12 protein-coding genes are annotated in these 13372 nt (G+C 33.1%); 10 read left to right on the top strand and 2 right to left on the bottom strand.

What is annotated here, in order from left to right:
* Window positions 1-46: 46 nt before the first annotated feature.
* From ACUN26_RS08765 to ACUN26_RS08775, 3 genes are all read left to right on the top strand, one after another.
* Window positions 47-943: a CPBP family intramembrane glutamic endopeptidase gene (locus ACUN26_RS08765; RefSeq protein WP_001180195.1), complete on the top strand. Its 897-nt coding sequence runs from the start codon at window positions 47-49 to the stop codon at window positions 941-943.
* Window positions 943-1602, top strand: a complete 660-nt coding sequence (locus tag ACUN26_RS08770; RefSeq protein ID WP_000862575.1) for a hypothetical protein — start codon at window positions 943-945, stop codon at window positions 1600-1602. The genes ACUN26_RS08765 and ACUN26_RS08770 overlap by 1 nt, the downstream gene beginning before the upstream one ends.
* Before the next feature lie 255 nt (window positions 1603-1857).
* Entirely contained in the window at window positions 1858-2463 is a 606-nt protein-coding gene (locus ACUN26_RS08775; RefSeq protein WP_000853589.1) for a PRK06770 family protein, read from the top strand.
* A gap of 71 nt (window positions 2464-2534) precedes the next feature.
* On the opposite strand, the gene ACUN26_RS08780 is transcribed toward ACUN26_RS08775, so the two are convergent.
* A complete protein-coding gene (locus ACUN26_RS08780; protein WP_002038649.1) occupies window positions 2535-3425 on the bottom strand; it encodes a LysR family transcriptional regulator in 891 nt (296 codons plus the stop codon).
* 105 nt (window positions 3426-3530) lie between these two features.
* Between ACUN26_RS08780 and ACUN26_RS08785 the strand changes: the two genes are divergently transcribed.
* Window positions 3531-4574 (top strand): aspartate-semialdehyde dehydrogenase, encoded by a 1044-nt coding sequence (locus tag ACUN26_RS08785; protein ID WP_000039424.1) that lies wholly within the window; start codon window positions 3531-3533, stop codon window positions 4572-4574.
* Window positions 4575-4696: 122 nt separating this feature from the next.
* Here ACUN26_RS08785 and ACUN26_RS08790 read toward each other — a convergent pair whose 3' ends face one another.
* Window positions 4697-5599, bottom strand: a complete 903-nt coding sequence (locus ACUN26_RS08790; RefSeq protein ID WP_079519513.1) for a LysR family transcriptional regulator — start codon at window positions 5597-5599, stop codon at window positions 4697-4699.
* Between the two features lie 130 nt (window positions 5600-5729).
* Here ACUN26_RS08790 and gabT point away from each other — a divergent pair, with 130 nt between their 5' ends.
* From gabT to ACUN26_RS08820, 6 genes are all read left to right on the top strand, one after another.
* Complete coding sequence (gabT, locus tag ACUN26_RS08795; protein WP_000920471.1) at window positions 5730-7055, top strand: 4-aminobutyrate--2-oxoglutarate transaminase; 1326 nt, start codon at window positions 5730-5732, stop codon at window positions 7053-7055.
* A gap of 11 nt (window positions 7056-7066) precedes the next feature.
* Window positions 7067-7759: an MOSC domain-containing protein gene (locus tag ACUN26_RS08800; RefSeq protein WP_002038647.1), complete on the top strand. Its 693-nt coding sequence runs from the start codon at window positions 7067-7069 to the stop codon at window positions 7757-7759.
* Window positions 7760-8016: 257 nt separating this feature from the next.
* Window positions 8017-8901 carry a GNAT family N-acetyltransferase gene (locus ACUN26_RS08805; RefSeq protein ID WP_000528654.1) on the top strand — a complete coding sequence of 295 codons (885 nt, stop codon included), beginning with the start codon at window positions 8017-8019 and terminating at the stop codon, window positions 8899-8901.
* Between the two features lie 33 nt (window positions 8902-8934).
* Window positions 8935-9531 carry a DUF1349 domain-containing protein gene (locus ACUN26_RS08810; protein WP_000858457.1) on the top strand — a complete coding sequence of 199 codons (597 nt, stop codon included), beginning with the start codon at window positions 8935-8937 and terminating at the stop codon, window positions 9529-9531.
* 222 nt (window positions 9532-9753) lie between these two features.
* A complete protein-coding gene (locus ACUN26_RS08815) occupies window positions 9754-11508 on the top strand; it encodes an ABC transporter ATP-binding protein (protein WP_000834798.1) in 1755 nt (584 codons plus the stop codon).
* Entirely contained in the window at window positions 11501-13297 is a 1797-nt protein-coding gene (locus ACUN26_RS08820) for an ABC transporter ATP-binding protein (RefSeq protein WP_001243546.1), read from the top strand. Before ACUN26_RS08815 ends, ACUN26_RS08820 begins: the two co-directional genes overlap by 8 nt.
* Window positions 13298-13372 lie beyond the last annotated feature (75 nt).

The following is a 13372-nucleotide window of genomic DNA, read 5'->3' on the forward strand; positions in this document are numbered from 1 at the left end:
TATTTTTTAAGAATAAAGATGATTACAATAATTAGGAGGATGAATATTGCAAAATAAACAATTTAAAATAATCGAAGCAGCAAAAGAAGGAAGAAGGAAAGTTCACCCTGTCTTTGCTGTTATACTTGCAATTGTATTTTTGACTTTAGGTGAATTGTTTATGTTATTTATGCTGTTTTTACCGAAAACAGAAACAACTTTTATGAAGGCAATTTATAGCAATATTGAGATGATATTAACGTTTGGCGGGGCTATATTTTTTGTGTTTTTATGGATTAAATTTGTAGAGAAAAGGTCGTTTTCATCTATTGGTTTTTGGAATGAGCAATGGATGAGAAAGTATTTGAGAGGGGCACTAATAGGGTGTATTTTCATTTCGATACCAGTAATTTTACTCATATTAACAGGAAATGTAAAACTACAAATGCAAGAAATTACGATGACAGTTATATTTGGTATTGTAGGATCTTTAGTCGCATTTTTAATACAAGGGGCCACTGAAGAAATTGTTGTAAGAGGTTGGTTATTCCCAGTTCTTTCTGTTAGAAGCCGTATATGGATTGGAATTGTTGTGACGTCCTTTTTATTTGGTTTTCTTCATTTGCTTAATCCAGGAATTACAATTCTTTCAATATCGAATATAATATTAGTTGGCGTATTTGCAGCTTTTTACGTTTTAAAGGACAGTAGTCTTTGGGGGATTTGTGCATGGCATTCCATTTGGAATTGGGCACAATATAACGTTTATGGCTTTGCCGTTAGTGGAATGACGATATATTCAACACCACTATTTAAACCTGTAAAAAATGGCAATGAAGTCCTTCATGGAGGCTCATTTGGGATTGAAGGTAGTATTATTACAACAATAATGCTTTCTATCGCTTCAATTGTTTTATGGAGACAGTTATGGGGGAGAAGAGCGAAACAACGAGATTTTAGTTAATGAAAGTGGGAGAAACTATGGGGATTATAGCGTTTGAGGGAGCGAGTGCTGTTGGGAAAAGTACAACATGCCGTGAACTAGAAAACAATTATGGAGCCTTCATTATACCTGAAGTGAATTTTTTATTTGAAAGACCAAAAAATGAACATAGAACATGGTATTTTGAAAAACAAGTAGAGCGCTGGAATATGGCAGTGCAAAAATCGCAGCAATATGAATTAGTAATACTTGATGGGGATATATATCAGCCACTTAGTTATAATTGGTGTTTTCATTTTGATATATTTAATCAGCCTTTATCTTTAATAGAAAACTTTTATAAAGAAAAGATGATAAATAGGGAAATTGGTTTTCCAGATCAATATTTTTATTTGTACACGAATGATGAAGAACCTAGAAAACGAAAAGAATTTGATGAGACGAGAAGCAGAAGAAACTTTGAAAAACATTTACATATATCAAAATCGTTGCAGTGTTATTATGAAAATTTAAATACCGTCACAGACGGGTACTGTAAATTGATTGAAGCAAAAAGTATAAAGTCGAATGAATTAGAAATTGTGAAAAGTTTAAACAGCTTAAACGTATGTGAAGATAGACGTTTTGATGTTTCGAGGTTAGATGCTATTACGGAGTGGTTAAAAGAAAATCGTGCATAAAGTAAAAACAACGAGTGTTGTAGAAGGCGCTCGTTGTTTTTTGTTTCCATATAAATATAAAGGGAAATTTTGTAGAATATTTTTGGATTTTGACGGAATAATCTTTCAATTTTACAAAAAAAGAAATACAATATAAGGAAATATATATAAATAATATGGTAGGGGATGGGATGAACTATTTTGAATGAAGGAACTGTTTTATATAAGAAATAATGAGGTAGTAAGAACAGAGATATTTGGGAGGAAATAAGCGAGATGAAAACACTATTTAAAATAATCGGTATTATAGCTGGTATGGCAGTAATCGGAGTAGGTTTAACATATGGTATGCTTTATTATTTGAATAATAGTAAACCAGTTGCGAAAAAGTCAACGCCAGCAGCTCCGGCAGTAGAAGTGCTAGCTGATAGTAATGTAAAAGCCGAAGATGCGAAGCTTTTAGAAAATGGCAATCATTCATTACCTAATAGTGGTTTTAATAAAAATTTTAAATGGACAGATGAGAACATACAGACAGCGTTACATGAAATGGCACACCAAAAAACGAAAGCTGAACAAAAATGGGGCTATATTTTTATCACACAAGAACGTATTGAAAGTTTACTTGAAATTATAAATAGTAATGATGTTGCACAAAAAAATACATATGTGGATATTTTAGAACGATGGAAACAAGGGAAATATGAAAAGGTTGATGTGGATCATAATAAAATTTGGAAATTGCAAAGTGGGAATTTAGGAGAAGGAAAAGGAATAATGTCGCAAGCTGAACAAAAAGAATTAATTAATCAAGTGTTTATGCAAAAAGGTACATATTCAGGTAGTAAATTAATTGCAGGTGGGGGACAGGCTAACAAATAATATACTTATCAATGAAAAAGAGTAAGTGCTTTTTAGGCAGTTACTCTTTTTTTGTGCACATTTTTAATAATTTAGCCTCGCTCTAGTAAGGAAAGAAACGACTGTAGTACCGGGGAAATCCATCTAGATTTATGATAGATTACATGACTTTGAATAACGGCTGGAGTTTCGATAGGTTGAAAACGTATTTGTTCCTTTTGACAATTCTCTTGTACAACGATGTAAGGAAGAATTGAAATTCCTAATTCACACATAACAGCTTGTTTAATGACTTCAACATTAGAAGTTTCAAATGTTTTTTCTAGAATATTTCCACTTTGACGCAAAAAACGATCGACCATTGGTCGATAACCGCAGCTTTGTTCTGTAAAAATAAACTGAGTATCCTGTAATAAACGAAATGGATTTTCCTGTACGGGGGAATGAATAGGTAAAATCCATCCGAATGTTTCATTACAAAAAGTACGTATAATAAAATCGTTATGTGCTATACTTTCACCAATTAAGAAGATAACATCTGTTTCTCCTTCATGTAGCTTTTTCAGTGCATGTTCATTTGTAGTAGTCTCAAGAACGATATTTACTTTCGGATTTTGCTGTTTGTAAGTACGTAATAATTGTGGTAAACGGTACACTGCTAACGATTCGTTAGATGTAATACTTAACGTCCCTTCCAAATAATCATTATTTTGAGGGATTTCTTGTGCTTTTTCATAAATAGCAAGTAATTCTAATGCATAAGGATGAAATTGATGACCTGCTTTTGTAAGAAGTACTTTTTTCCCTAATCGATCGAAAAGAGGGATATGTAAGTCGTTTTCTAATGCTTTTATATGCCCTGTAACAGTAGATTGCGCATAACCTAATGCAAGAGCAGCTTTAGAAAAACCGCCATGCTTAACAATGGCACAAAATGTTTTAACATGTCTCATTTCCATAAGTGACCCCTCTTTTAATATCATGATTTGTGAATGATTATATCATGTATTTCAATTTTTCAAATGATTAAATTTCTTTTAATATTATGTTGTGGGGAAATTCATGTAAGCAGTATTGGAGGAGAAAAAATGAGTAAAAAGAGCTATCATGTAGCTGTTGTTGGAGCTACAGGTGCAGTAGGTCAGAAAATTATTGAACTGTTAGAACAAGAAACAAAGTTTAATATAGCTGAAGTTACATTCCTTTCGTCAAAACGATCTGCTGGTAAGAAAGTACAATTTAAAGGGCGAGAGATTACAATACAAGAGGCAAAAACAACTAGTTTTGAAAGTGTAGATATTGCCTTTTTCAGTGCTGGAGGAGAAGTGTCTAGACAATTTGTAAATCACGCAGTTTCTAGTGGCGCAATCGTAATTGATAACACAAGTGAGTACCGAATGGTGCACGATGTACCGCTCGTTGTTCCAGAGGTTAATTCACACACTTTAAAGGAGCATAACGGTATTATTGCAGTTCCGAATTGTTCAGCATTACAGATGGTAACAGCTCTTCAGCCAATCCGAAAATCATTCGGTTTAGAACGAATTATCGTTTCCACTTATCAAGCTGTATCAGGTTCTGGAATTCATGCGATTCATGAATTAAAAGAACAAGCTAAGTCGATGCTTACAGGTGAAGAAGTGAAGAGTGCTATATTACCAGTGAAAAAAGATAAAAAGCATTATCCAATTGCGTTTAATGTACTGCCTCAAGTAGATATATTCACTGATAATGATTTCACTTTTGAAGAAGTAAAGATGATTCAAGAGACGAAGAAAATTTTAGAAGACCCAAACCTGAAAATGGCAGCTACTTGTGTACGTGTTCCAGTTGTATCAGGTCATTCAGAATCAGTTTATATAGAACTTGAAAAAGAAACAACTGTTATAGAAATTAAAGAAGTACTGCTCGATGCACCAGGTGTTATTTTACAAGATAATCCTAGTGAACAGCTGTATCCAATGCCATTATATGCAGAAGGGAAAATAGATACGTTTGTCGGAAGAATTAGGAAAGACCCTGATACGCCAAAAGGATTCCATCTTTGGATCGTTTCCGATAATTTGTTAAAAGGTGCGGCTTGGAATTCAGTTCAAATCGCAGAGACGTTGGTGGAAAAGGGAATCATTTAGCATAATAGAGTTACACATGTATTATAAGAACTAGGAAACTATTGATTGTAAAAGTATCCTAGTTTTTATTTTAGTGAGAATTTAAAATGAATTAGTTTTTATAGTGTTTTTATAAATATCCATTAGTTTTGTAAAGAATGTACTGTTATTTTTAGTTGCTCAATAAATTCTCGAGTTGCAGCGCACATATATTTATCTTTTCTATAAATCAGTCCTATATCTATAGTTGGAGTAGGATCTTCTATTTTAATAGCTTGAATGTTTTCGTTTTGCAAAAAGTCTATATACGGTTTGGGTAACACTGTAATTCCCATACCTTTTGAAACCATTTGAATTAAAGATTCCATCGTACTAATTTCTAAAATTGGTTTTGGTTTGAAGCTAAAGTTTTGACAATAGGTCGTAAGTAGTTCTGTTAAATAAAAGTTTTTTGGTAGAAGGATTAAAGGGTAGTTCTGTAATTCTTTAATAGACACGTGATCAAGCTCACTTAAAGGATGACCGATTGGAATAACTAATGTAAGTTCACTTTTATATAGCGGGATAGAAACAATTTCTTTATCTTGTACCGGGAGAAATGTAATACCAATATCTAATTCGTTTTGAAACAATTTTTCGCGAATTTCTCCTGTGCGAAGTCCTAACACAGAAAGCTCAATGTTTGGATAAAGAGTATTGAAGTGTAAAAGGGTTGGCGGTAGTAAATAATTTACAACGGTTAACAATGAGCCGATTGTTAAGGATCCGTACTGTAATCCATTTAAGTCCTGGATAGCAGAACGGGCTTGTTCGACTTCATGAAAAATGGTTTTACTATGTGATAATAAAATCTTTCCTGCTTCAGTTAAAGATATCTTTTTACCAATTCGATCGAAAAGTGGCATTCCTACTTCATGTTCTAACGCACGTATTTGTTGACTTAGTGAAGGTTGGGAAATGTTTAATTTTTCGGCTGCCTTTGTGAAATGCAATTCTTTCGAAACAGCTAAAAAGTATTCTAATTGTCGTAATTCGATTGGAATCACCTCAAATTTAATCATAGGATATACCTATCATTATTATATAAATAATTGAATTGAACAATGGTTTTGTGCGATTTATAATCACTTTATTAGAAATAGATTGATGATAAAGATTAGATGAGGTGAAGAGGAATTGTTGAAATCGAGCGTATTACCAGGCAGTTATTCAAAAGTACTTCAAAAAAGGTATGAGGAGGCTGTACCGACAGGAATATATCATTTAACACCTTTATATGTAAAAAAAGCTAGCGGAGCGATCATTACAGATGTAGATGGGAATCAGTTTATTGATTTTGCTGGTGGTATTGGAATGCAAAATGTTGGTCATTGTCATCCGAAAGTTGTAAGAGCGGTACAAGAACAAGCAAAGTCATTTATTCATCCTTGTTTTCATGTAACTCCATATGAAAACTATATTGCTTTAGCAGAGAAAATTAATGAAAAAATACCAGGAACAAGTAAGAAAAAAACGATGTTTGCAAATAGTGGTGCGGAAGCGATTGAAAATGCTGTAAAAATCGCACGTAAAGTAACAGGGAGAAGTAAAGTAATTTCGTTTGAACGAGGATTTCATGGGAGAACATTAATGACGATGTCTTTATCAACGAAAGAAAACCCATATAAAGCAGGATTTGGCCCGTTCGTTTCAGACATGCATATATTGTCGTATCCGTACTATTACAGAGCTGCAGAAGGAGTTTCTTCTGAAGAAGTGGATTCTCAAGTCATCTATCAGTTTGAAAAATTTTTAGAGGAAGTATCACCTGAAAAAGTAGCGGCAATCGTAATGGAACCAGTACAAGGAGAAGGGGGATTTATTGTTCCTTCCATTTTATTTGTAAAACGAATCCGGGAAATTTGTGATCAATATGGAATTTTAATGATCATGGATGAAGTGCAAACTGGATTTGGCAGAACTGGAAAATGGTTTGCAACGGAACATTTTAATATAGAACCTGACATTATTGCATTATCAAAATCAATAGCTGGAGGCTTACCATTAAGTGCGATTGTTGGGCGCGCTGAGTTTATGGATGTTCCTGGAAGGGGTCAAATCGGTGGGACCTTTGCAGGAAGTCCGTTATCATGCGCAGCCGGTCTTGCTGTATTTGAAATTATGGAAGAAGAAAACCTAGTTGAAAGAGCTCAACAAATTGGAAATAGAATAATGTCACATTTACATGCAATGCAATTAAAATACGAAGTCATAGGTGACGTTCGTGGAATTGGTGCAATGGTTGCAATGGAACTTGTAACGGATCGTATAACAAAAGAACCAGCAAAAGAACTAACAGTACAATTAATTGATGAATTCTGGAAGAATGGGCTTATAAGTATTGGGGCAGGGATATTTGATAATGTACTACGTTTTTTACCGCCTCTAGTTATTTCAAATGAAGAAATTGATAAAGGTTTTGAAATAATAAATCAATCTTTTAAAAAATTGTGCGGAAAGTGAGAGAGGCAATTATGATGAATAAATTATATGAGGTACTATCACTAAATATAGGATTCCCAAAAGAAGTTATGTATGGAGGAAAATTAATTCATACGGGTATAAATAAAACGAAAACAAAGGAACCTATATATTTATCATTTTTAAAATTTAAAGGTGATGGTCAGGCGGATTTAGTTCATCATGGAGGGGTGGATAAAGCGGTTTGTGTGTATTCGGGTGAACATTATAGTTATTGGGAAGAAACATTGAATCAAGACCTTGAATATGGAGCATTCGGAGAAAATATAACAGTAAGTGGTATGCGTGAAGAGGATGTTTGTATCGGTGATACGTTTGAGCTCGGAGAAGCGATAGTACAAGTAACGCAACCAAGGCAACCTTGTTTTAAGTTAGCTAAGAAATACAATATTCCAAAGTTACCACTGTATTTTCAAGAAACAGGATATACAGGATTTTATTTTCGTGTATTAAAAGAAGGGTGGGTATCGCCAGTTGATACGTTAAAGTTGCTGAAGTCTGATCCAATAAGTATTACAGTAGCGTTTGCTAATCGTATTATGCATAAGGAAAAACAAAATATAGAAGGGATAAAGAGAATTTTAGAAGTACATGCACTTTCTACTAGTTGGAGAAAGACATTTGAAAAGCGACTGAGGGGAGAAGAAATAAATACGAAGGAGAGGCTTGAAGGAATAAAAGAATAAAAAAATATTTTTATAAATAGTGCATTTCTAATAGTAAAAACTAACTAGAAAGCACTGTTTTTATATAATAACCTTATTAATATACAAAAATCTTAATATTTTTTTATTCGACTTTTTTTCTAATTGTGAAAACATAAAATTAATTGGATTATTTTTTTATATTTTATGATAGTATATTGATTTGTAAGACCTATTATTTTAAGGTCAGGTCATATAACCATATATAATTTTATGGAATTGAAGTATGGAGGGACAACATGGGGAATGTTGAAAAATTTGCAAATCTTCTAATAGAAGAACCGAAAAGAGAGCAGTTATTTCCTTTATTTGAAGAAGTGTTTGGTATTGAGAGTCAAACATTACGTGATTTTACGGAGAAAGGATATTGGGATTATACATATAAAGCTTTATCATTTTTACAAGATAACAAAGTGATTGCGAATGTTGCTGCATTTTCACTTCCGCTTTTAATGAATGGTGAAAAAATAAATGCAGTGGGTATTCAATCGGTAATGACACATCCGAATCATCGTCGACATGGGTTAATGAAACAATTGTTTAGTAAGATGATAGAAGAAATTGATGAGCAATGTGAGTGTGCGCTTTTATTTACTGAAAATCCAGAACTATATAAACCATTTGGTTTTCAAATTGTGCAAGAATATTTGATGGAACTATCATACGAAAACAAGAGTGATAAAGATTCTCAACTTAAAAAGTTAGATTTTTATAATGAAGAGGATAGACAATTAATACATGAGATGATTGAAAATGGCCAAAGGCTTTCTAATACATTTTCAACGTTAAATTACCGCTCTTCGTTTTATTTAAATATGTATGATTCAACATGGAATGAAAACCTATATTATTCAGAGAAATTAGATACGTTGATTGTTTTTACAATAGAAAATCAAAAACTAAAATTATATGGAGTGTTTGCTCCGGTACTTCCGATTTTAGATGAATTATGTGAGGAAATCTCTGGGGAATTTAAGGAGATTGAATTTTATTTTTGCCCAGATCAATTAGGAATTGATGATGTACAATATACAGAATTACAGACTAGTAAGTATTTAATGGTTCGAAGTAATAAGGAATTAGATTTTAAAGGTTATAAATTCCCGGTGTTAACCGAGTTTTAAATATTAATTTAATTGCTTTTTTATGGAGGAATTATGAAAACATCATATATACCAAATCATATTGAGCAACTTACCGTAATGAATGTACCTAAATATTACAAACTGGAAGAAAATCATACATTCATTGTCCATTCGAAGGCAGAAACAGATTGTTGGCTGAAAACACATTATGGCTTTGAAATAATGAATGGTCATGTATTTTATAATGAGATTATGACAGATTTTCAGGCTGAAGTTCAGTTACGTATGAGTCCAAATGCGACATACGATCAAGCAGGTCTTTTTGTTATGATTTCGGAGAACTGTTGGTTAAAAACTTCTTTAGAGTATATCCCTGAGGGGCCATCTCATTTAGGTGCTGTCGTAACGAATAATGGATATTCTGACTGGTCAACGCAAGATTATCCAACTGAAGCAGCTAAGCAACAACTTCGTTTTCGAATTATTCGAAAACGCGGTGATTATTCAATATATGTGAAAATAAGTCAGCGATGGGAACAAATAAGAATCGCTCATTTAATGGAGGATATAGGGAATGAGCCTGTTAAAATAGGCTTTTACACGTGTAGTCCTTCTAAAAATAAAGGATTTGAGACTGAGTTTTTCGATTTTACAATTGAAGAAATATAGATAAAAAACCGCATTCTTTTCATTAAGAATGCGGTTTTTGTATTTGTATATTTATAAAGCACATTTATTGACCGAAAAGTCATTAATGCTTATCATTTAATAATGTTAAATATTAATTTGCATAATATAATAAAAGTAAAGAAGAAATTACAAACTATAGGGTTTAAATAAGGAGGGGTATGAATTACTCAGTGGTAATTTCATGGAAAAAGGAGATTATGTATGAAATCATTTCGCAAGCTATTACAGTATTTAAAACCATACATGTTCTTCGCTATTATTGGACCGCTATTTATGGTACTTGAGGTTGCGATGGACTTAATTCAACCGACTATTATGCAACATATTATTGATGTTGGGATTGCAAATAGGGATTTGAATTATGTAATAAAAATGGGGCTTCTTATGATAGGAGCAGCGGCACTTGGGTTAGTTGGAGGACTTGGGTGTATGATGTATTCTACAAAAGCAGCTGTAAATTTCGCTACAGACATACGAAAAGATGTGTTTACAAAAATAGAAACATTTTCTAGTAAAAATCGGGATACATTTGGAACCGGAAAATTATTAACGATTGTGACAAATGATATTACATCAATTCAATCGGCGATGACGATGACTTTACGTGTTCTCGTTCGTGGCCCTTTGTTATTTATCGGAAGTATAATTATTGTTTTTGTAACAGCGAGGGAGTTATTTCCAATATTACTTGTAGTTGTACCAATTTTATTACTTGCGATTATTTTAATTGCAAGTAAAGCGAGTGGAACGTTTAAAAAGGTGCAAGAAGCATTAGATAAAGTGAATACAAAGTTACAAGAAAATTTATCTGGTGTACGTGTTATAAAAGCGTATGTAAGACAAAAATATGAAATTTCTCAGTTTGGAAATGTGAATACAAATTTAACGAAGATAAATATTCGAGCTGTGCAACTTATTTCCTTAATGATGCCAATTATTATGCTAGTTGTAAGTGGTGGGATTGTCGCAACACTATGGATTGGTGGAGAAAAAGTATTTAATGGAACTCTTCAAGTAGGTGCGATTTTAGCATTTATAAACTATTTGAATATCATTTTAATGGCACTTATGTCTATTAGTATGGTATTTATTCAAATTGCTCGAGCTTTTCCATCTGCGGATCGTGTACAACAAGTCTTAAATACTGAAGTTGATATTATGAACGAAGCTAACGCAATTGAACCTGAGAAAATCGAAGGAAATATTGATTTTAAAGATGTTAGTTATAGTTATACGAAAAATAATGAATACGTTTTAAAAGATATTTCATTCAGCATACGTAAAGGTGAAAAAGTAGGAATTATCGGTTCTACAGGGAGTGGTAAGTCTACTTTAGCTAAACTGCTACCACGCTTATATGATATTGAGCAAGGTGAAATTTGTATTGACGGAATAAATGTTAAGAGGTACGATTTACAAAAATTGCGTGCTTCAATAGGTTTTGTACCTCAAACGGCATTGTTGTTCTCAGGAAGTATAGAAGAGAATTTACGTTACGGTAAAGAAGATGCAACACACGATGAATTGGAAACAGCAGCTTCATCTGCGTGTGCGACTGAGTTTATTAACAAGTTGGAAGAATCGTATCATTATAACTTAACACAAGGTGCGACGAATTTATCAGGTGGACAAAAACAACGTGTATCCATTGCGAGAGCGCTTGTGAGAAAACCATCTATTCTTATATTAGATGATTCTACATCAGCAGTTGATGCGAAATCAGAAGCGAACATTCAATCGGCATTAAGAACAGAATATAAAGGAACAACGACATTATTAATTGCTTCTAAAATCTCATCTATAATAGATGCTGATAAAATTCTCGTATTAGATAATGGTGAATTAGTTGGTGATGGTACACATGAACAACTGCTAGAACAATGTGAGGTATATCAGGAAATTTATCTTTCCCAAGGTGGTAATTTGCATAAAGAAGGTGGGAAAGAACATGCGTAATTTTCAAGGACAATTTGCTAATAAAGGTGGACGTAACTCGCCTAAGAGTGGAAAAGTTAAAAATACTAAAGGTACTGTAAAGCGGATTTGGAACTATATGGGGTATGAAAAGGCTGCTCTAATGTTCGTTATATTTCTAGTATTTGTTACGACATTACTTGGGTTATTAGGTCCATATTTTATGGGAGTAATTATAGATCAATATATTGTACCGAAAGATTTAAACGGTACGGCAAGAATGTGTATGTTACTTATTGCAATTTACGGTGTAACGGTGCTTTTAACGTGGTTACAAACGTATGTCATGATTAATGTTGCATTAAAGACAATTCAAAAAATACGACAAGATATATTTGAGAAAATCCAAACGCTTTCTTTACGGTTCTTTGATGTACGTTCTCAAGGTGATTTAATGAGCCGTGTGACAAATGATATTGACAATTTAAATCAAGCGTTGACGCAAAGTGTCGTACAGATTATTTCATCAGCGTTAACCTTTATAGGTGTGACGATTGCGATGTTCTCATTAAATTGGATTTTGGCACTTGTAACTTTAATTACAGTACCTATTATGTTTTTCGTTACAAAAAAACTTGTTGCATATAGTGGTAAAAACTTTGCAAAGCGTCAAAAAGATTTAGGAGAATTAAATGGTTTTATTGAAGAAGCTATAACAGGCGCGGATGTTACAACGTTATACGGGAAAGAAAAAGAAACCGTACAAAATTTCAATAAAATTAATGAACAACTAAGAATTTCAGCAACGAAGGCTGATACATTTTCAGCTTTTATTTTTCCGAGTATGAACTTTATTAATAACTTAGGAATGGGGCTTGTAATTGGGACTGGATCCGTTATGGTATTAAACGGTATGACAACAGTAGGTGTCATTGCGGCGTTTATTAATTATTCTCGTCAATTTTCAAGACCACTAAGTCAATTTGCAACGTTAATGAATACGATTCAAGCGGCAGTTGCGGGTGGAGAACGTGTTTTTGAAATTATGGATGAGGTACCAGAAATTCAAAATAAAAAAGACGCATTCGTTGTACAAAATATACATGGGCATGTTGAACTTGAGAATGTTTCGTTTGGTTATGTGGAGAATAAAACAATTTTAAAAGAAGTAAGTCTTAAGGCACAGCCTGGAGAGACAATTGCTTTAGTTGGTCCAACGGGATCGGGAAAAACAACAATCATAAACTTATTAACTCGATTTTATGATATACAGCAAGGACAAATTCATATTGATGGAAAAGATATAAAAGATTATGATATCAATTCTTTACGAAGTAAAATAGGAGTAGTTTTACAAGATACGTATTTATTTGCTGGGACAATTATGGATAATATCCGTTATGGACGATTACATGCAAGTGATGAAGAAGTAATCAATGCAGCAAAGGCTGCATCGGCACATTCTTTTATTAAACATTTACCGAAACAATATGAAACAGAGATTGCTTCAGAAGGATCGAATTTAAGTCAAGGACAAAAACAACTTCTTGCGATTGCAAGGGCAATTTTAGCAGATGCGGACATATTAATTCTTGATGAAGCGACATCTAATATTGATACGAGAACAGAATTGCAAATTCAAGCAGGATTAAACAATTTAATGAGAGGTAGAACGAGTTTCGTAATCGCTCATCGACTCAAAACGATTGAAAAGGCAGATCAAATCCTAGTTATAAAGGATGGGAGTATTTTAGAAAGAGGGAATCATGAATCTCTCATGGAAGATCGAGGATTTTACTTTGAATTGTATACGAGTCAGTTTAAAATTTAATAATAATATTCATGTGGTGCGGTTTCTGTAGAAAAGAGAAACCGCATTTTTAATGATTGTAAACATTGCTAAACC

It is taken from the genome of Bacillus sp. WC2503, from assembly GCF_052682895.1.